Source organism: Enterococcus olivae (genome assembly GCF_053760925.1).
Window position 1 is genome coordinate 111,646 of sequence record NZ_JBSMVT010000001.1, and the last position, 20,506, is coordinate 132,151.

The following is a 20,506-nucleotide window of genomic DNA, read 5'->3' on the forward strand; positions in this document are numbered from 1 at the left end:
ACAGTCGTTTCCTTTTTTGATTACTTGTATTCTGGTAAATAGTCTCCATGGGCTTCGATCAGTTCATCGACCATCGCTTTGATATCTTTGATCGAAAGCTCTGAATTCGTGTGAGGATCCAACAAGGCTGCTTGATAGATTTTTTCTCTATCCAATGTGATCGCTGCTTCGACTGTCAGTTCCTGCACATTGATATTCGTGCGATTCAATGCCGCCAACTGAGTCGGCAGATCGCCAACATAGGTTGGTTGCACACCGTTTTTATCAACCAAACAAGGTACCTCTACACAACTGTCTTCTGGTAGATTGGTGATCAGACCTTTGTTCAACACATTACCGGCAATCACAGTCGGATTCCCAGTTGTGATCGCATCCATGATGTAAGAAGCATATTCACGACTTCTAGTATGCTCCAAAGAACCATTGTGGACAATCTCGTCTCTTTGCTTTTCCCAATCCTCGATTTGATTGACACATCTTCTCAAATACTCATCCAACGGAATCTGTAACTCATCGATCAATTCTGGATAGTTCTTCTTAATGAAATACGGATGATACTCGGCATTGTGTTCACTTGATTCCGTGACATAATAACCAAAGTGTTCCATTAATTCAAAGCGGACCGAGTCGTCGTGAGGATGAGCGATCTGTGACGCGTATTCACGAATCTTCGGATAGAAGTCTTCGCCATTTTGATTGATTTCCAGCAACCACGCCATATGATTGATCCCGGCGATTTTCCACTGAAATTCATCTAAATCGTATTTTTCTTTGATGCCCAAATGTTCAAACAGCTCTGGCACACACACTTGAACACTATGGCACAAACCGACTGTTTTGATTTTGGTCGCCTTCAGCATTCCCATCGTCAGGATCGCCATTGGATTGGTATAATTCAGCAGCCAAGCATCTGGACAGACCTCTTCCATTTCCTTAGCGAATTCAAACATGACCGGTAGTGTTCTCAGCCCTCTAAAAATCCCACCAATGCCCAGTGAATCACCAATTGTTTGCTGCAAGCCATATTTTTTGGGAATCTCAAAGTCGATCACCGTACTTGGCTTGTAGCCACCTACTTGAATCGCGTTGATCACAAAATCAGCATCCCTCAACGCTTCTTTTCGATCGTCAAATGACTGGATCGTCGCGCGATTACTATTCGAATTTTTATTGATCGTTTTCAGCATCAGCTCAGACTCATTCAGACGCTTTTTGTCAATATCATACAAAGCAATCTCGGCGTGTTGAAGACTTGGGGTCAACATAGCATCTCCTAGAACATTTTTCGCAAAAATCGTGCTTCCTGCACCAATAAAACAAATTTTGACCATTGTTATGCTCCTTTATCGTTTTGATGCTTTCAGTATACGCTATTTTGATTGAAAACGAAGAGCTTCAGTTTAGTTGCAGGGTACAGTATTTTAGTTTTTTTCTTTGTATTCTGTTGGAGAACAATGGAATCTTTTTTTAAAGGCTCTCGAAAAAGAATGGCGATTTTGATAACCGACAGCATTAGAGATCTCTTCGACTATCAAATCAGTCGTGATCAGCAGTAAACTGGCTTTATTCATGCGATACAAATTCAGATAATCTGCTGCGGTCAGTCCCAGCTCTTCCTTGATCAGCTGACTGAAATAAGCAGGATGCAGAAATAGAGAACGAGAGATCTCTTCGATCGACAAGTCTTCACGATAATAATTGTTTTCGACATACAATAAAAACGATTCCCGATATTTCTTTTTTCGGTTCCCTGAGATGTTTTTCAGTGTTGGCTTGGCTGCTACCTTGAAAGAGGCAAAGAGCGCATAGAAATTCGCCTGATTGACTAATTTCTGACTGTCATCAAAAAAATCAGCCTTCATAAATGCTAAGAGCTTTTCCTCAAATGAAGTATCTGCTATCGTTCCGATGTGATCCTCCTTCGAAAAACCATTTAAAGCTAAGAGTTCTTCTACTTTTGATCCAGAAAATCCGATCCAGTAGTACTCCCAAGGTTCCTCTTCATCTGCCTGATAAGTAATCAGTTCATTGGGACGTATCAGAAAAAAGTCTCCGCTACTTAATGGATACGTCCTTTGACCTATCCTATATTGTCCTTTTCCGCTTGCAATAAAATGAAGCAAATAATTTTCTCTTAACGAGGGGCCAAAACGATGGCCACTTTCACATTTTTCATAGCCAATATTAAAACAATACAACTCTGAAAAATAGTCTTCTTTAAAAAAGATGTCTTTAAAATTTTCTTCACTCATTGGTTTCCTCCCGCAGCTTTCATCTCTCTCATCTTATGCCATCGAAAACCGTTTTGTAAAGACAAACATGTTCTTACAGCTTCTTCCTTTTGAAAACGGCAATGGTCAACAAGAGCATCAAAAGACTGGCAATCAAAGTCAGGCTAACGGCAGGAAAGTAATCTGAAAATGCCCGATCTCCTTGGACAAGCGCTACATTGACCGAGATCAATGAAATTGGATTCCAATAAGCTAATTTTTCAAATAGATTGATCAGGTAAAGCACAACAACCACGATTATCGTTACAATCATCGAGCTGTAATTGCTGTTCATTATCGTAGACATCAACAAGGTCGCTGCTAATAAAAACAAGCCAAACAACCAGAATGCTACTACTCCTTGAAAAATATCCGGACTTTTCCCATCAGAAAAATAATAGCTTGTATAAGCTAATGTCACAAGAAACGACAAAATCAGGACAGATGTCCATTGAATGATCATTAAGCAATATTTGCTCACAATAATCGTTTCCCGTTTCAATCCTTTGGTAACCAGCGGGATCAAAGTCCCTTGATTGACTTCACGATTGACGATGCCGCTAAACAAAATCATCATCAAATAGATACCTATCTGTGATAAATTTTGATAAAACTGCGACCATGAGTCAAGCGAGGTTGGTTCATCGATTGGCAATGGCCACTCACTATCAAAAGATATTCTTAGAATCTCAGGTGTCAATTTTGCAAGCAAAGGACTCATAATACCCAAGATAGCAAACACTAGCCAAAGAATCAGCATTTTTCTTGTTCGCCAAAATTCTATAAATTCTTTCTTTGTGAAAGCATACAATATTTTCATGCAATCACCTCCAAATAGATATCTTCTAGTGAAGGTTCTTTTTGTTTAAAAGAAAGCGGAACGATAGCTAAGGTCGCCAAGAGCTCGAACACCACTCTGGCACTTGTCTTGTCATTTAGTTGAAAGCTAACCAAGAGCTGTTCTTCCTCAATCTCCACTGACTCATGAGTCCATTTATTTAGAAACAATTGTTTGTCTTCGATTGTTTCGAAGGCGATTTGCACTTGTTTTTTCTTATATTTTTGCTTCAGTTCTTTGATTGACGCTGTCGTCACCATTTTTCCCTGATCCAAGATCCCAATATAGTCACAGATTTGTTCGACGTCATTCAGAATATGCGTCGAAAAAACGACTGTCGTTTCTTTTCTGAGAGAATCTAACAGATCCAGCAATTCTCGGCGACCATTCGGATCTAATGCTGAGGTTGGTTCATCGCAGATCAATAATTTAGGCTTGTTCAACAAAGCTTGTGCGATACCTAAACGTTGTTTCATCCCACGGGAAAATCCACTGATTGCAGTCTTGTTCTCTTGTAGATTGACTAGCTCCAGCAGCTCATCGACCCGTTTTTTCCGCTGAATCTTGTCTATGCCTGTGATCTCTGCACAAAGCATCAAGTATTCCTTGGCTTTCATATAACCATAAAATTCTGGTACATCAGGTAGATAGCCGGTATGTCGATTGGTCCGATTTTCTCCAAAACGAACCGCTTCTCCCAAGAGCTTGATCTCTCCTTGATCAACCGTCTCCAATCCTAGAATCATTTTCATCGTAGTCGTCTTTCCTGCGCCATTTTTTCCAACAAAACCAAAAATGCTGCCTTCTGGTACTGAAAAGGTTAAGGAATCTAAGACTTTTTTGCCATTGAATGATTTACTGACATCCTTGATTTCTAAAATAGCCATCAGTCTTCTCCTTTTCCGATCGTAAAGTATAGAATCGGTCCAAAAAGCTGAAGAAAGACAACAACGATTAACCATAAGATTCGATTGCCAAAACGATAGTTGGGATGTTTTAAAATATGGACAGCTGCCACTAGCATTAAAATCAATTGTAAAAGAATCAATGGTACAAAAAATGGTAGATATTCAATAAAAATTTCGGTATTATTCATTTTTACTTCACTCCTTGTTTGTCATTTTTCGAAGAATTTGTTGCATCTGCTTTTCTTGTTGGTAAGGCTTCAGCGCTGGATGTTCCAATACCAGTTCTGTAAAATCCTGTTTGATCAAGTTGGCTTCTCGAGGGGCTTGATTACCTAGATCTAATTTCTCGATCCAATCCTCCACTCGATCAAAATAATCGTCTCCATGAAGCTTCACGGGAAACTCGGTCTTCTGCAAGGATTCTGCAAAAATATCCAGTATCTCAAATAGTCGTTCTTCTTTTTTCATCACAGCAAAGCCTACTGCAGCTGAAGTCAAAAAATTCAACCAATTGATTGGATGCAGCTTTTCCAAGCAAAAGATTCGTCCAAAGCTCAAGCCTCTTGCTACCGTTTCCTCAAACAGCGTGGGTTGATGAATGATCAACTGCAGATAGTTTGTCAACGAGCTACTCAATACCACGACATATTGAAAAATACCACTCTGGGAAACACTGATCGCTGATTCAATGTCACCTTTTTGCTGGTAGGCTCCAGCAATTAAGATTTCAGGAGGTAAAAGTGCAGAGGTCTGTTCCCCTAGTATCGCAATCACTTCTTCTGACTCGCCTAACAGCAACGAACAGTAAGCGGCCATTTTCAGTGCGTGATCCATCATTTTTGAATCGTTGCCATGATGAATCACCCGTTCAAAAAGTTCTTTTGCCTTTGAAATATAGTGCTTCATTTCTTCTTGATCGTTCGCTCCAGATAACGAATCTGCATGATTGATCAAGAAGACACCTATTTGCAAAATAAATGGATGACAGGAATAATACCTTTTCAATAAACTTTGGATCGACTGCCAAGTATCTTCACTTGATTTTTGCAATGAGACTTGTAAAGACCGATAAATATTTTGAATTTCCTTGGTTGATAATTGCGACTGATAGCTGACTAATTCATCAATACTCAGATCAAAATAAGCAGCAAGTAGCGGCAGCAAAGAGATATCCGGATAGGATTGACTATTTTCCCACTTAGAAACCGAGGCCTTTGTCACTCCGATAAAATCTGCTAACTCTTGCTGTGTGATCTTTTTCTTTTTTCTTTCTTCCACCAATACTTCCCCAATATTTAACAGCATTCCATCTCCTCCTTTTCCTTTATTTTATCGGACTGCTTCCCACTCTTCAATGGAGTAGCTGTTAACTACCGACACTCATAGTCAACTGTAGGGAAACAAAAAAACAACTCTCTATCAAAAAAGAGTTGTTAGCCAATGTCATAGTCAATATTTCTTCTAAACTGATCAAGCTATCGCCATAGAGACGAACATCATATTAGATTGTTTGATCAAAGAGTATCTCGCTTATTTCCCGCAGTGTTTCTTATGCGCTCTGATTTTTTTCATAGCCCAAACATAATGACTTGCAGTAGCACTCACAAAATATGATCCTAGAGTGCTTCCACCCACCCATTGATAAACACCTTTAGAAAACAGTTCTTCATTTGAAAAGGTTTCAGCTAACTGCATAACTTTAGCATGAGACTCTTCATAGTTCCTCTTTGCATCGATTAATGATGTGTCTTGATGCTTTTTCCAGAACTCTATATTCATATCTCCATAAGTTCTCCAATTATAAGGTGCCGGAATAAACGGTTTACTTTCTCCAGACATATTTACCTGAATCCAATGAAGCAACAACTGATGCCATTCATAGAGGTGGATGAGAACATCTCGAAGATTTTTATCCCGCTTCCAATGAGCCTCTTTCTTTTTGTCATCTTCTGTAAAGTCAAATGGCGTTGACAATTCTTTCTCTGACAACTCAGAGATAAGCTTCCTTAGTTTCTCGTAATTGCTAGTTGCTGCGATTATCAAATCTGATTTTGTTGTTGGTCTGCCCATGTTAATTATCCTCCTTGATCCTTATGGTAAAAGTAACGTGATTTTCCAGCGCTTGATTATCAGAAAAACCCATTCAGGGTATTACAGGCCTCATCCACTGCCATAGTTGTACTACCATGAACTGCTTCAAGCATTTCTTCTATTTTACAAATGAAATATATCATGTAAACACTGACACCCTATGTCAAGGTTTATTTTTTTCATAAATATTTTTTGCTTCATTAGACAAAACTTCACGCAAATAGGCGGGCTCTATTACCTCTACATTAGACCCAAAGGAAAGCAGATATCCAATCAGCCATGAGTCCTCCGGCATAAAGGCTGCGGCGATTAAATCACCATTTTTCTGCACGGTCACTTCATTGTCATTAAACTCATCATAAATACGGTAGGACATTTCTTTTGGAAAACGAAGAACAATTTTGTTATAGGTATTCTGTTTAGTATCTTTCTGATCAGGAAAATCAACAGGAACAAAATCTTCCTCTAAAAGTTCACATTCTATAATTCGATTTATTTTGAAAAAGCGGAAATCATTTTTGTCTGTGCAATAGGATTTAAGATACCATTCTTTTGATTTATATAGGAGCTTGAGTGGGTGAATTTTTCTTGTTGTTCTTTTGAAATAAGAACTTACATAAACAATAACTACGATTTTGTGATTGATCGTTGCCTTTTTTAATAGTTCAAACTTAGCATTATCCTGCATCTTACTTCCCCAACGCCCAAAATCTACTTCAAGCCAATTTTCTGAATGTGTGTTAAAAAGCGCAGATAGCTTTGTTAATAGTTCACTTTGAGGCGTATTGTCAACAACGGATAGACTCTGTAAGGCAGTTAGAATTTCTTGTTTCTCCTTATCGGAAAAGAAAACTTTTTCTAATACATAATTATCAAGAATTTGTATCCCTCCATTTCTGCCTGTTGTCACATAAATAGGAATACCAGCACTACTAATTACATCTATGTCACGGTAAATTGTTCTAACAGAAACCTCGAATTTACTCGCCAATTCCGAGGCAGTAACATGCCCTTTTTGCAAAATGTAATAAACAATCTTAAACAATCTATTTTCTTTCAAGTAATCATCTCCTTGTATCACTATTATAGTATATTCACCTTGACCTCCTGTGTCGAGCTTTTGATGAAACTGTACGTTGTACAACTAGATACGATTGGAATCATCATAATTCCAAAAAATAATAAACAGGAAGTAATAATGGCGTAAGGAAGTGACAACAGAAAAACAAGAATAGACTGCATGATTTTGTTTTATCGAGATTACACAACGCGGTTTTGACTTGGTCATTTTTTCGCATATGACACTTGTAAAATTAGTGCAAAGCAAAAACCATCTTGAGCAACTACACTCAAGATGGTTTGGTATTATCGAATCACTGCTTCAAATGTTTCAGTCAATGCTTTCGTCACTTTATTCATCGCACGATTGATCTCTTCGTCTGTCAAAGTTGCTTCCTGATTGACAAAGGTCAAGCTATACGCCAATGATTTGTAGCCTGGTTCAATATTCTTGCCTTGATACACATCAAAAATTTCAATGTTCGTCAAGAATTTACCGGCAGCTTTTTGGATTTCCTGTACGATCGCCTGATTGGAGATTTCTTCTTTCAATAGCAAGGCAATATCGCGTGAAACTGCTGGGAATTTAGAAACAGGTTCATAGATTAATTTTCCTGCATCATTTGCAAGCATCGCTTCCAGGTTCAGCTCTGCGACATAGGTCTCAGGAATGTCATAGGCTTTTGCCACAGATGGATGGACTTGTCCGACAAAACCAATTTTTTGTTCATTCAGATAGATCTCCGCAGTTCTTCCCGGATGCATTTCTTTCATTTCGCTGGTTTTTTCATAGGAAATCAATGTATCCAGTGACAACATAGTAAATAAGTTGTCTAAAACACCTTTGGCATGATAGAAATCAACTTTTTCACCTTTCCCTTGCCAATCTCTGGTTGACCATTCACCTGAAAGAGCAAAGGCCAAATGATTTTCTTCGATCGGTAAAACAGCAGCTTCCTCTTCATTTTTATAGAAGACACGACCAATCTCATACAGTGCTAGTTGCGTATTTTTACGAGCAACATTATAGGCTATATCATCCAACAGTCCACTGATCAGATTCAAACGTAAGACCGCACGATCTTCTGTCATTGGCCAGTCTAAACGTGTCGGTTCGCTGTCCTTCATGACAAACTGAAGAGATTTTTCTTCTGTGGTCAAAGCATAACTAATTGCTTCACTCAATCCGTTCCCTTCCAGCATACTGCGAACTTTACGCGTTAAGCGTTGTTCACGTGTCAACGTGCCTGCTACGGTCTCGCCACTTGGTAAGGTTGAAGGCAGGTTATTGTAACCATAGATCCGAGCAACTTCTTCAATAATATCTGCCTCGATCGAAATATCCCAGCGACGAGGAGGAATCGTGATCACATAGTAACCATCATTTTCACTGTAAGAAAAACCGAGTGCATCAAAGATTCCATCGACATCATATGTTGTCAAAAGCGTTCCTAAATAATCATTGATACGAGCTAAACTTATTTCTACGTCTACATCTTTGGCAGTAAATTCAGAGCCTCTAACTGTCCCTGATAGTACCTCACCACCTGCCAACTCAGCGATCATTGCTGCAGCAACTTCGCAGGCTTGATCGACAGTGGCTTTGTTGATGCCTTTTTCAAAACGAGAAGAAGATTCACTGCGCAAGTTGAATTGTTTGGCAGTACGGCGAATTGACAATGGATCGAACAAGGCTGCTTCCAAAGCAACTGTCGTAGTTGTTTCAACGATTTCAGAATCCAAGCCGCCCATCACACCTGCCAAAGCAACTGGAATTTCTCCATTGGTAATCACGATGTTTTCTTCAGAAAGTACACGGGTCACACCATCTAAAGTCACCAATTCTTCTTTGTTTTTTCCTCTGCGGACAAGGATCTCTTGACTTCCTAATTTGTCGTAATCAAAGGCATGCAATGGTTGTCCGAATAGTAGCAGAATATAATTTGTAACATCAACTACATTATTGATTGGACGAATTCCGGCATTCATCAACAGATTTTGCAGCCACTGTGGGCTTGGTGCGATGGTTACATTTTCAATCACACGAATTTGATACGAAGGCGAATCTGTTTCGTCTGCTACACGTACATTGATTTTTTCACTTGCTGAGCGATCAACTTCTACTAAAGATGCATCATCAAACTCCGGACGTTGATCATAGATCGCTCCCACTTCATAAGCCACACCGCGCATGCTTAAAGCATCGGCTCTGTTAGGGGTGATCGATAGCTCAATGATCGAATCATCCATGTCTAAGTAAGAAAAGACCGGTTCTCCAGGTACTGCATCCTGTGGCAAGTACTGAATGCCTTCTGAATATTCTTTAGGGATCACGCTGTCTGAGTAGCCGATTTCTTGAAGAGAACAGATCATCCCATTAGATACTTGACCTCGCATCTTGCCCTTTTTAATTTTTACATTACCGGTAATACGAGAATTCGGCAGTGCAACGATCACTTTGATCCCTGCCTTGACATTCGGTGCACCACAAACGATCTGTGACAATTCTTCTTCTCCGATATTTACTTGGCAAATATGCAGATGATCAGAATCAGGATGATCCACACATTCCACTACTTCACCAACAACGATTTTTTTCAACCCTTCTTCAGGAACTTCAACACCCTCTACTTCGATTCCAGTTACAGACATTTTATCTGCTAATTCCTGTGGTGAAACACTGGATAAATCAAGATATTTATTTAACCATTTATATGATACTAACATTTATTTTATTCCCCCTTGAACTGACGAATGAATCGCGTATCGTTTTGATAGAAATTACGAATATCATTGACACCGTAGCGCAGCATCGCAATTCGATCTGGTCCTAATCCAAAAGCAAAGCCTGAGTATTTCTCTGAATCGATACCAGACATTTCCAATACGTTCGGATGCACCATTCCCGCACCCAAAATCTCGATCCAACCAGTCTGTTTACATACATTACAGCCCGCTCCACCGCATTTAAAACAGCTGACATCCACTTCTACAGAAGGCTCTGTAAACGGGAAGTAGCTTGGACGTAAGCGGATCTCACGCTCTGCACCAAACATTTTTTGCATCAATGCTTCCAATGTACCTTTTAAATCACCCATCGTCACATGCTCATCCACGACTAGACCTTCGATTTGATGGAATTGGTGACTGTGAGTGGCATCGTCCGTATCACGACGGAAAACTTTCCCAGGAGAAACCATTCGTAGTGGACCTTGACTGAAATCATGTTTTTCCATTGTTCGTGCTTGAACAGGTGATGTATGTGTACGAACCAATACTTCATCTGTAATATAGAAAGTATCTTGCATATCGCGGGCTGGATGATCTTTCGGTAGATTCATTCTTTCGAAGTTATAATGATCTTGTTCGACTTCATAGCCTTCAATCACTTGATAACCCATTCCGACAAAAATATCTTCAATCTCTTCCATGATTTGCGTTAGTACATGGCGAGTTCCTTGTGCCATTTGTTTTCCCGGAAGCGTGACATCAATACTTTCCTCAGCCAGAGCTTTGTTCATTGCTGCTGTTTCCAGCTCTGATTTTTTTTCTTCGATTTTTTGAGTCAGTGCATCACGAATCTCGTTTGCAAAGCTCCCGATCTTTGGACGTTCTTCTGCAGAAAGATCTTTCATTCCCCGTAATACTTCTGTGATTGGTCCTTTTTTACCCAGTGTTTCCACACGGATTTGATTCAACAAGTTTAAATCTTCTGCTGCGTTGATCTTTGTGATCGTTTCAGCCTGCAATGCTTCCAGTTTTTCCTGTAAAGACATTTTGTTGCCTCCTTTATAAATTTGACTATTGCTTATAGTTGATTGTAAAGATTGGATAAGAATCAGTCACTCGTGTCTGGTTAGAATAATTCTGATAGGATTGTTCATCACTTCACTTCGTTCCGATCTCATCAAGCTCTAGGCGGTAAACCGCCAAGTTCTTGAAGGATCTACTCTCAGTTCCCTTTGGTCACTGAATCGTAGTGATTCGGATGAAAGACACTACGCTCCCTACGGTCGCCTAGTACTGTTCATCATCTACTCTCAGTTCCCTTTGGTCACTGAATCGTAGTGATTCACAGCAAAAAGACCTCGTCCCTTGATAAAGGAACGAGGTCTCGTGTTACCATCCTAATTCGCGTTATGTTTTACGCGCACTTAATTATTTAACGATAATAGTTTACCGACTTGAAGGTTCAAGCAAGCTCCGGAAGTGAATTTCATTTTTAGAATACAGTCATTGCTTTCAGTCTATGGCAAATCTCCCTGGTCTGTTTCATCCAAATTACTTGTTTCCATCTTCGCTTTTTTTATATCCAATTGATTGATAGTTTACTAGAAATCGTGACAGAAATCAACTACATTCTTCTTCGGTTACCCAGTCATGACTCCAATTTTTCACAGATTCCAATGCTTCGTTCAAAGCCACGCCTTTTTCGGTCAACTGATACAGGCTGTCGATTTTTTCTACGATTCCCTCACGTTCAAGTTCCTTCAAACGTTCAGTCAATACGCGATCACTTAACATTGGAATTTTCTTGGCAAGATCCACAAATCTCTGTTCGCGTTCTTGAAGCAACACATCAATGATCAAACCGTTCCACTTTTTCCCCAAAATAGAAAAGGCTTTTTCAAATTTAGGGCAAAGCGTATAGTTTGTTTTTTTAGTCTCCATCATTGGCACTCACCTCTTCACAACGTATTATAACATAATTCCACTGTTTTATACTGCTTACAGAACTTAGGAGTGGAACAGAGGGATGATTTTTTTCCCTTTTAATAATACTAGATACGTTTCTGTCACCGGCTTACTTAACGCTTGTTCCAATGCTTCTTTATACAATCGCAACTGTCCCTGATACTGATTTACTAAATGCTGCTCACTGTTTTCACCATGGATAGCATCTGTTTTGAAATCATACAAAACGAGATGATCTTCAAACTCGATATATCCGTCAATGATCCCGTGAACCAGTAGTTCAGCGCCCTCTTCATCAAAATCCAAAAAGACATTTTGAGCATCCTTCAGCATTGAAAATGGTTGCTCTCTGCGTACATTCTTTGCATGGATAATCGTTGCTTCTCCTAATTCAGTTTGGTAGAACCAGGCAATTGCTTCCAAATCGATTTTTTCAGCAATTTTTTCATCTAAATAGTGACGCTCTACCAGTTCAGCAAGTTTTTCTTGAATACTCTCGAGTGTTGGGATCTGGGTCAGTGGTAAAAGCTGCAGCAAAGTATGGGTGGCCGTTCCAACAACTGTTGCATCTATTGTTTCTTTTTCCAAAAATTTTGGCTTTGCTAATGAATCGGACACATAGCGGAAATGCTGTTTTTGATTTTGCTCCAAGGTACTTTCCCAAGCCAGTTTGGTGATTTCTTGTTCATCTGGATCATTGTATACCCGTTTCATTTCAGAAACCGATTGATAACTGGTAGTCAAGGTCGCTTTTTTTAAAGGATAATCAAATGACAATCGCTTCTGAAAAGCGGTCATCACTGCTTCTTCAGCAACAGCAAGAGGTTCTTCTGATTCTGCGCTAGCTGTGTTCCCTTGCATAGCTTCAGCGATTTGTGCCTGGTTCCACCAGTGAATCTTGAATTTTGCATCATTCTGGATTTTCAAGGCTGAATCAGAGGCTTCCGGATAGACTTGTTGCATGTCCGAATGTCGAACAAGTGTCAGTCCGATCCAGTTCATTAGTGTACCTTTGCCGCTCAAACGCAAGGCTGGATCTAGAATCAGCTGTTCCTGAGCTAACCCTCGCTGCCAATTTTTAAACGCTTCTTCTTTGGTCTTATAGGAACCCACTAGATACAGCTTTTGCTCCGCACGTGTAAAGGCTACGTATAATTTTCGCATTTCTTCTGAAAGTGCTTTTTGAATTCGAACTTGTTTGATCGCCTGATAAGGTAGCGTGTCGAAACGAATTCGCTCCTCATCGATCAGCTGGATTCCTGCACCTAAGCGTTCCTCAAAAATATAACGTGGATGAAAATCCTGATAGTTGAATTGCTTCGTCGTATCTAGCAAGAAAACAATTGGAAATTCTAACCCCTTACTAGCATGCACTGTCATGACCCGAACAGCATCTTCGGCTGATACTGCTAATGGCTCCGCTAGATCTTTGTCTTTTTCCTGCATTTTTTCAATAAAGCGAATAAACTGGTACAAGCCTCTAAAACTGCTCTTTTCATAAGCTTCTGCCCGACTTGCCAATGCTAAAAGATTGGCATAACGCTGGCGACCTGAAGGCAGACCGATCACGTAATCTAAATAAGCAGTTTTTTCATAAATAGACCAAATCAAGCCAGTCAAAGATTGACGTCGAGCAAGCTCACGCCAGCTTACCAGTTGTTCGTTAAATTTCCGTAAACGTTCTGCCAATTCATTTTCTTTGGTGAGATATTGCTGGAGTGCCTCAAAATAATCACCATTTTTTTTCACCAGTCTGATTTCTGCCAGCTCTTGTTCATTCAAGCCAACGATCGGTGAGCGTAACACAGCCGTTAGAGGAATGTCCTGCAAAGGATTGTCGATAATTTGTAATAGAGCAATCATCGTCTGGATCTCTGTCGCTTGAAAATAATTTTGAGCATCGTTTACTTCCAGCGGAATATCAAATTTTTTGAAGACATCCATGATTACTAAATTGTTTTTCCTGGTTGGCGTCAGCAAAACGATGTCCTTATAAGTAACTGGTCGTTCCGCTTTCAATTTTTTATCATAGATCTGAAATTGGTCATTGATCAACTCTTGGATTTTCAAGGCTGTCATGTGTAGTTCGCCTTCTGTTTTATCATCAACTAAGGAAGGATCATCCTCTGCTTCTTTTTCAAAGAGCAATAATTCTGTATGGAATTGATCACTCTCAGGAAAATTCGGGAACCCCGGGATCAACTTAGCAGCCTCATCATACGGAATCTGTCCCACCTCTTCATCCATCAACTGTTCAAAAACCAGATTGGTAAACTGCAGGACTTCTTTGCGGGAACGGAAATTTTCCGCTAAAACGATGCGCCGTCCGCCATGCTCTTTTTCAAAAGCCAAATATTTGTCAATAAACAAAGTAGGATCGGCCAAACGAAAGGCATAGATCGACTGCTTGACATCACCGACCATAAATAGATTACCCTTGCTGTCGTCTGGTTCTCGCAGCCAATACAAAATCGCTTCTTGAAGGCGATTGACATCCTGGTATTCATCAACCAAGACTTCCTCAAATTTCTCACGGTAGTAGGTAGCAGCCTCACTGCCGGTACCTGAGCCTTGAAGAATCTCTAGCGTGAAATGCTCAAGGTCGTTGAAATCCAATAAGCCTTTCTCAAGCTTCCTCTTTTGAAAGCCCTGCATAAAATCCAAAGTTAATCGTCCCATCTCTTCAACAATTGGGCGAGCCTTCTCCATCAATTCCAGCATGTCATCTGGTGAATAGGCAAAATAACCTTTCACAGCTTCTACCAATTCTTTGGCTGCCTGACGGTAAGGTTTGACCGCTTCAGAAAGCTCTTTTTGTTCTGCTTTACGAAAAGCCGGATATCGACCAAAATTCAAGCCTTCAAGCTGAGCATAAGCTGTCTCCAGCTGATCCTCTTCAAAATAAGTCAATAGTCGCTGCGCCTGTTCCAGCTCATTAGCTGTTAACACAGCTGCTTTTTCAATGCTAGGATCGAGTTGTGCATGTTGCTGAGCGATCTCCAGACGCTGGACAGCAGCCTTTAACGTATTGATGATCATTGGTTTCAATTGCTGAAGATACAAGGAATTTGCTTCAAGTCCTTCAGATGTTTGATAATTTTCGGCTAGCTGCACCAACCACTGCTCAGGATTCGGATTGGCACGGGCAAAAGTGTACAATGACATGATCATTGCAGTCACACCTTCATCCGATCGATCGCTGGAAAAATTTTCTGCCAGCTGATAAAAGGCTTCATCCTGTGCTTCGTAACGACTGTCACGTAGTTCTTCCCAAACCTCCTCTTTTAAGAGTAGACTCTCGGTTTCGTCCGTTAACATTCGAAAAACTGGATCCAAATCGATCAAAAAATAATAACGGCGAATCACTGTCAAACAAAACGCGTGTAGGGTAGAAATATGGGCTAATGGCAACAAAGTCAGTTGCTTTGTAAAGTGATTTCGACGCTCTTCATCACCTTCTTTGTTAACCGCATCCTGGAGCGACTGTTGAATCCGTTCTTTCATTTCTCTGGCAGCTGCTTCGGTAAAGGTCACGATCAACAGCTCATCAATGTTGCTGCCGCTTTTTAACTTTTCGATCACCCGACGAACCAGAACTGTCGTCTTTCCTGAACCAGCTGAAGCTGAGATCAGCAAGTTATCTCCTTTGTCAAAAATCGACTGCCATTGCCGATCGGTAAATGTTTCGTTTTGTGGTTTTAAAGGGATATTAATCATTTTCTTCCTCCCTCATTCGTTCAATGATTTCTTCTTTGGATAGATTTTCCATACGATGGTAGTTGTTTTCCTGTAGCATCACATCAAAATTACAAATGCTTCGGAAGGGACAGAACTGACACGCACGTTTTTTGTCTTTTAGCTTATAGGAAGGATTCAAGGCAATCTCTCCAGACAAGATCCGATTTCCACCGTCCTTCATTTTTTTGCGATTGTGATGCATCAGGTGCTGGATCTCTTCTTCTGTATAAAATTTGCCCTTGCTTTGCGAGACTTTTTGTAGTTGTTCATTCTTATCTTTTCTGATCGGAAAAATCGTTGAATTTTTAGATTTTTCTAAACTGTTATCATATACAGGAAATAAAGAGGCATCGTCTACAAAAAGACCATCATACTTGTATTGTTTGATACGCTCCTCTTCCGTCGCTTTTTGATCATCCATGATTGGATTGTGCACATGTAAGTAATAGGCTCCTGCAATTTTGGCGTTCTTGCTGCCAATCAGCTCGACAGCATCACTCAATGCGACATCCAGATAAGTCACCAGCTGCATCGCTAGTCCGTAATAGGCTTCCGTCAAGTCGAACTCTCGTCTACTAGATTTATAGTCGATCACAGAGATCCAAGGTTGACCATCGATCATTGCTGTATCCACTCGATCGATTTTTCCACGCAGATGCAGCTTGCCCCCAGAATCTAGCGGCAGCTCCAATCCAGTGATCCCTTTTTTACCAGCAATCTGTCCAAACAACACTTCTGTTTGAACAGGGGAAAGCTGTGTTTTTTCACCTTGTTTTCTTAAAGCCCATGTCACTCGCTGAATGGTCTTTCCTAATTGATAGCGAATAAAATTCATTCGTGCCGAGCGGTTGAGCAGATCATAGCGCACGTCGCCAAATATCCTTTGCAATACCTGCTCGACAAAATCTATCCGCTCAGTGTCTGACAGTGAGGTGAGAGAAATATTTTGTTCAATCAGCAGTGTCAGAAATTGATCCAGTGCATCATGGAAAAATTCTCCGGTCACCGCAGGATTCAGACCATAGATCTCACGTTCCTTCAATCTCAAACCATAATTAGCAAAATACTTGTATTCACATTGATAAAAGGTCTCCATGCGAGAGATCGAGCTGTAAATATCCTGCCCGTACAAGTCGATCGCTGTCTCTTTATCCAATGAAACAGGTGTATTCAAGTAAGTTTGACTACTGAATACCTGTTCAGATAATCCACTAAAAGACGAGGCTCGCAACTGCTGTTCTAGCCAGCGCCAGCTTGCCGAAAGAAAGGTTTTTTCTTCTTTTGCTTGTCGGTGCAAGGTGTTCAGCTGCCGAACCAAACTGCGATAGCTGCCCACATGATGCTCGGGAGTACTTGCCAATGTTAAACCTTGTCGACTCTGCAATTCGACAGTCGTCGAATTTAGCAAGCGAACCAAATAAGGTGAACATTTAATATTTTGTTTCGTATCATCGTTCGCTGCATAGCTCAGATACAATTTTTCAGAAGCTGAAAGCCAAACATTGTAGGCAACAAAGGGTTCATTTCTTAATACTTCGCCCACTCGATCACCTAAATATTGATTTTCCTCCAGTAACTGATTCAACTGCTCCCGTTCTTCACTAGAAAGCAATGTCTTATTTTCAACTTTTCTTGGAAAGGTCGTTTCATCCAAACCGATTGCAAAAGTAATCTTGGCTTGAAGTGGACGTGCTAGATCTAAGGGGTTGACTTTTACTTGATCGATTGCAGTCGGGATTTTCCCAAAGGTCAGATTTTCTAAGCCACTGGACAAGATTTCCTCAAACAATTCGAAGTCAAAGGGATCCTCCCCATAGATCTCAACAAATTCATCCAAAAGATCCATCAATGCCGACCATGTTTGTTCATGGTTCCGGGCTTCCTCCAGATTTCCTCGCGCTACTTCTTGATCACGCCAGCAAACCAGCTGTTCCTCGATGCCCTGATCGATTAGAAAACGATAAAATAATTGCAGCGCTTCCTGTGTCGTTTTCACCTGACGGATCTCCTTGAAAAAGGCAGCAATGTCCCGACGAAAAGCTCGTCGGACCAAGTTGGTCTGTTCCTCGACAGAAATCGTGTCTTCTAGTTGATTTTCTTCAAAATTGTATTCGATCAGGGTCCAATCTTTTTCACGCAGCCAGTCGTTTCCTTGAAACTGATGGGACAGCGCCTTATTTTCAGTGATATCTACTAGATGACGAAACTCATCGCGTGCATCACGCCAATTTTTCTCCTCTTTACATTCACGAGGGATGTAAAGCTCGGTTCTAAGAAAACGAAAAACATCTGACAAACGATAATGATATCTTCTCAAGGCAAAAAATGCATGGATAAATTCTACCAAAGGATGCTGTTCCATCTTTCGATCTTCATCTAAGTAATATGGAATTTCCAATTCATCAAAAATAACCGGCAGTAGCGAATAATACACCTCCGGATTCAACGTCAATAGCTGAATATCTCGATAACGGATCGGCTGATCACTTGCAATCGAATCAGAAACCAACTGGCGAATCTCTACGGCAATCTGTCTTAACTCTTCTTCTGGTGTCTCGGCTTTCCAGATCTCTAAAAAATCGCCTATCTCCGTCTGTAAGTGGGCAGTGCCATGATTGTTCCAGCTACGTTCAAGTGAAAGATACCCTTCAGAGACCTTCGTCAGTACAGGTGCTTTTTTATCGAACATCACAGGAACCTTCACTGAACGGGCAAAGTTCTTCAGTTGAACGTACGTCTGCTTAGCTTCAAAAAACAAATCAAACGGATCCATTTTTTCCGTGATCGTATCTAAGTACAGGTCCACACACAATTGACTTTTTTGCATGAGAATTTGCAGCAGCGCCTGTTCCTGTGCAGAAAAACTGGAAAAGCCGCTAACAATAAACAAACACTGCTTCAAATCAGGCAAAACATCCCCTGCTGAAAAGTCCTCTGTCTGTGTCAAGTAGTTCGTCAGCATTGGTATTGGTTGTTCTATTTCCAATTGACGCAGAAGCAGTTCCTTTTCATAGGCTGCAAAAATCAACTGAATCTCTTTCATCTTTAGTTGGAAATCTTTGGTCTTATTGGTTTCTGATTCAAGATCAAAGGGGACCTCTCCTAGCTGGATATTTCCTAACTGCAATTCTTTATATAATTCAATCAACTGGGCAATAAAGCCTTTTTTTCTGATTTCTCCACGAAAAATCAACAGATCCTCTGCGATAGCCTCCAAAACTTTGCGCATGATCATCGCCGAGCCAACATCAGAGATCGTTGAACCTCCCGATTGCCCAGTCCGTTGAAGAAAATACCAAGCTAGACGATTAAAACTATAGACTTGCCCGCGAATCGAGGTGAAATCAAGCTGTTGGTTTTGTTTTTTTAAGTCCGAAAGAATTTCTTGCTCTCGTTCAAATTTATTGTAGTTGGGCACTAGAAAGAAAACTTCTTGTCGAGGCTCTGCCAACCATTCAGAAGCAATTTGAATCGTTTCTTTTTGATGATCTCTTTGTCCATCACCTGTCACAAATTGCAAGCTCACGTCAATTCCCTCCTCTGTCGTTTCTTATTTATTTAGTATAACAAAAGTAGTCAGTCATTACCGACAAGTTTGATTTTATTCAATGGCCAAAAAACCAAGGTTGCCTTTCCTTGAATATCCTCTTCACGGATCAAACCGATTGAACGGCTGTCCTTGGAAATTCTTCGATTATCTCCCAGAACAAAATACTGACCCTCGGGAATCGTATCGATAACAAAATCCTTTGTGAATTCTCGACCATCTAACAGTTCTGCCTTGAATTGTTCTATATAAGGCTCTGAGTATGACTGTCCATTGATATACAACTGATCTTCCTGAAATTCAATACTATCTCCCGGCAAACCAATGATTCGTTTGACATATTTTTGTTCGGGATCTTCCGGCGAAGGAAAAATAATGATATCGAAACGTTCTACCGATCCTTGCTTCCACACAAAGACTCGTTGACGATTCACAAGTGTTGGCGCCATTGAGTCTCCTTTGACGATAACGGGTAAAACAAAAAAAGCCTGTATCACAAAAAGACAGCTCATAAAAATACCCAAAATAAATAGCTTTGTTAACCAAGTGTGTTTTTTCATCTTTTTCCTCTCCACTCTATCTGCTAGTTTACCACAGGAGAGCTGGAAAATTTTTTCTCTTTTTGGCTTTTAAAAAAAAGCTAAACTCTACAAAAAAAACGCTTGGTTTTCTTGAGCATAATATTTTACTAACTTTTAGTAAGAGTTTATACTAGCTCTTGTAATTAAAAAAATTAAAGGTGGAATTTACATGTCAAACTTTTTAGATGCAATCAAAAACCGTCGTTCAATCTATGCATTGGGTCGCAACGTTTCTTTACCAGAAACAGAAATCGAAAACTTAGTCAAGGATGCTGTAAAAGCCAGTCCTAGTGCCTTCAACGCACAATCTACACGTGCAGTTCTTTTATTCGGCGATGCACATGAAAAATTATGGGACCTGACAGAGGCTGCTTTAAAACCATTAACACCGGCTGAAGCATTTGAAGGAACCCAACAAAAATTAGCTGGTTTTAAAGCCGGTTACGGAACAGTTCTTTTTCTTTATAACGAAGACACAGTTAAAAATCTGCAAGAACAATTTGCCCTTTATGCAGACAACTTCCCTGTCTGGGCAGAACAATCAAACGGAATTGCTACTGCAAACACTTGGTCGACTTTATCTGAAGCAGGATTAGGAGCTAATCTACAACACTACAATCCAATCATCGATGATGCTGTAGCCAAAGAGTGGAACATTCCTGGCAATTGGAAACTTCGTTCTCAATTAGTCTTTGGTTCAAAAGAAGCTGAAGCAGCAGAAAAAGATTTCCTTTCTGACGAAGAACGCTTCCGTACATTCAAATAGAATAAGTAGAGAC

At 40.3% G+C, this 20,506-nt stretch carries 15 protein-coding genes; 1 reads left to right on the forward strand and 14 read right to left on the reverse strand.

Annotated elements, in window-relative coordinates; translation table 11 throughout:
- Positions 1 to 20: 20 nt before the first annotated feature.
- The 14 genes from melA to lepB all read right to left on the reverse strand — a co-directional run bounded on the left by melA (position 21) and on the right by lepB (position 19,706).
- Entirely contained in the window at positions 21 to 1,331 is a 1,311-nt protein-coding gene (gene melA / locus ACWODM_RS00750) for an alpha-galactosidase (RefSeq protein WP_455319446.1), read from the reverse strand.
- 90 nt (positions 1,332 to 1,421) lie between these two features.
- On the reverse strand, positions 1,422 to 2,252 hold the full coding sequence (locus tag ACWODM_RS00755) for an AraC family transcriptional regulator (RefSeq protein WP_455319447.1): 831 nt from the start codon (positions 2,250 to 2,252) through the stop codon (positions 1,422 to 1,424).
- Between the two features lie 73 nt (positions 2,253 to 2,325).
- Positions 2,326 to 3,090: an ABC transporter permease gene (locus ACWODM_RS00760; RefSeq protein ID WP_455319448.1), complete on the reverse strand. Its 765-nt coding sequence runs from the start codon at positions 3,088 to 3,090 to the stop codon at positions 2,326 to 2,328.
- On the reverse strand, positions 3,087 to 3,995 hold the full coding sequence (locus ACWODM_RS00765; protein ID WP_455319449.1) for an ATP-binding cassette domain-containing protein: 909 nt from the start codon (positions 3,993 to 3,995) through the stop codon (positions 3,087 to 3,089). The genes ACWODM_RS00760 and ACWODM_RS00765 overlap by 4 nt, the downstream gene beginning before the upstream one ends.
- Positions 3,995 to 4,204 (reverse strand): PLD nuclease N-terminal domain-containing protein, encoded by a 210-nt coding sequence (locus tag ACWODM_RS00770; protein ID WP_455319450.1) that lies wholly within the window; start codon positions 4,202 to 4,204, stop codon positions 3,995 to 3,997. The genes ACWODM_RS00765 and ACWODM_RS00770 overlap by 1 nt, the downstream gene beginning before the upstream one ends.
- A 7-nt stretch (positions 4,205 to 4,211) precedes the next feature.
- Positions 4,212 to 5,321 carry a helix-turn-helix domain-containing protein gene (locus ACWODM_RS00775; RefSeq protein ID WP_455319451.1) on the reverse strand — a complete coding sequence of 370 codons (1,110 nt, stop codon included), beginning with the start codon at positions 5,319 to 5,321 and terminating at the stop codon, positions 4,212 to 4,214.
- Positions 5,322 to 5,546: 225 nt separating this feature from the next.
- Complete coding sequence (locus ACWODM_RS00780; protein WP_455319452.1) at positions 5,547 to 6,086, reverse strand: ClbS/DfsB family four-helix bundle protein; 540 nt, start codon at positions 6,084 to 6,086, stop codon at positions 5,547 to 5,549.
- Positions 6,087 to 6,270: 184 nt separating this feature from the next.
- Positions 6,271 to 7,167: a helix-turn-helix transcriptional regulator gene (locus ACWODM_RS00785; protein ID WP_455319453.1), complete on the reverse strand. Its 897-nt coding sequence runs from the start codon at positions 7,165 to 7,167 to the stop codon at positions 6,271 to 6,273.
- A gap of 305 nt (positions 7,168 to 7,472) precedes the next feature.
- On the reverse strand, positions 7,473 to 9,893 hold the full coding sequence (gene pheT / locus ACWODM_RS00790) for a phenylalanine--tRNA ligase subunit beta (protein ID WP_455319454.1): 2,421 nt from the start codon (positions 9,891 to 9,893) through the stop codon (positions 7,473 to 7,475).
- Between the two features lie 5 nt (positions 9,894 to 9,898).
- Positions 9,899 to 10,942, reverse strand: coding sequence for a phenylalanine--tRNA ligase subunit alpha (gene pheS, locus ACWODM_RS00795; RefSeq protein ID WP_455319455.1), 1,044 nt, complete (start codon positions 10,940 to 10,942; stop codon positions 9,899 to 9,901).
- Between the two features lie 574 nt (positions 10,943 to 11,516).
- The gene (locus tag ACWODM_RS00800; RefSeq protein WP_455319704.1) at positions 11,517 to 11,837 is read right to left on the reverse strand and encodes a winged helix-turn-helix transcriptional regulator; all 321 of its coding nucleotides are present in this window, start codon (positions 11,835 to 11,837) and stop codon (positions 11,517 to 11,519) included.
- A gap of 66 nt (positions 11,838 to 11,903) precedes the next feature.
- Positions 11,904 to 15,578, reverse strand: coding sequence for a helicase-exonuclease AddAB subunit AddA (addA, locus tag ACWODM_RS00805; protein ID WP_455319456.1), 3,675 nt, complete (start codon positions 15,576 to 15,578; stop codon positions 11,904 to 11,906).
- Entirely contained in the window at positions 15,571 to 19,125 is a 3,555-nt protein-coding gene (locus ACWODM_RS00810) for a PD-(D/E)XK nuclease family protein (RefSeq protein ID WP_455319457.1), read from the reverse strand. Before ACWODM_RS00810 ends, addA begins: the two co-directional genes overlap by 8 nt.
- Before the next feature lie 50 nt (positions 19,126 to 19,175).
- Positions 19,176 to 19,706 carry a signal peptidase I gene (lepB, locus tag ACWODM_RS00815; RefSeq protein ID WP_455319458.1) on the reverse strand — a complete coding sequence of 177 codons (531 nt, stop codon included), beginning with the start codon at positions 19,704 to 19,706 and terminating at the stop codon, positions 19,176 to 19,178.
- Positions 19,707 to 19,896: 190 nt separating this feature from the next.
- On the opposite strand from lepB, the gene ACWODM_RS00820 reads away from it, so the two are divergent.
- Entirely contained in the window at positions 19,897 to 20,493 is a 597-nt protein-coding gene (locus ACWODM_RS00820) for a nitroreductase family protein (protein ID WP_455319459.1), read from the forward strand.
- Positions 20,494 to 20,506 lie beyond the last annotated feature (13 nt).

Excerpts from the sequence above, each read along its gene's own strand:
- melA (WP_455319446.1), bottom strand. The coding sequence starts at position 1,331 with ATGGTCAAAATTTGTTTTATTGGTGCAGGAAGCACGATTTTTGCGAAA.
- ACWODM_RS00755 (WP_455319447.1), bottom strand. The coding sequence starts at position 2,252 with ATGAGTGAAGAAAATTTTAAAGACATCTTTTTTAAAGAAGACTATTTT.
- ACWODM_RS00760 (WP_455319448.1), bottom strand. The coding sequence starts at position 3,090 with ATGAAAATATTGTATGCTTTCACAAAGAAAGAATTTATAGAATTTTGG.
- ACWODM_RS00765 (WP_455319449.1), bottom strand. The coding sequence starts at position 3,995 with ATGGCTATTTTAGAAATCAAGGATGTCAGTAAATCATTCAATGGCAAA.
- ACWODM_RS00770 (WP_455319450.1), bottom strand. The coding sequence starts at position 4,204 with ATGAATAATACCGAAATTTTTATTGAATATCTACCATTTTTTGTACCA.
- ACWODM_RS00775 (WP_455319451.1), bottom strand. The coding sequence starts at position 5,321 with ATGCTGTTAAATATTGGGGAAGTATTGGTGGAAGAAAGAAAAAAGAAA.
- ACWODM_RS00780 (WP_455319452.1), bottom strand. The coding sequence starts at position 6,086 with ATGGGCAGACCAACAACAAAATCAGATTTGATAATCGCAGCAACTAGC.
- pheT (WP_455319454.1), bottom strand. The coding sequence starts at position 9,893 with ATGTTAGTATCATATAAATGGTTAAATAAATATCTTGATTTATCCAGT.
- pheS (WP_455319455.1), bottom strand. The coding sequence starts at position 10,942 with ATGTCTTTACAGGAAAAACTGGAAGCATTGCAGGCTGAAACGATCACA.
- ACWODM_RS00800 (WP_455319704.1), bottom strand. The coding sequence starts at position 11,837 with ATGGAGACTAAAAAAACAAACTATACGCTTTGCCCTAAATTTGAAAAA.
- addA (WP_455319456.1), bottom strand. The coding sequence starts at position 15,578 with ATGATTAATATCCCTTTAAAACCACAAAACGAAACATTTACCGATCGG.
- lepB (WP_455319458.1), bottom strand. The coding sequence starts at position 19,706 with ATGAAAAAACACACTTGGTTAACAAAGCTATTTATTTTGGGTATTTTT.
- ACWODM_RS00820 (WP_455319459.1), top strand. The coding sequence starts at position 19,897 with ATGTCAAACTTTTTAGATGCAATCAAAAACCGTCGTTCAATCTATGCA.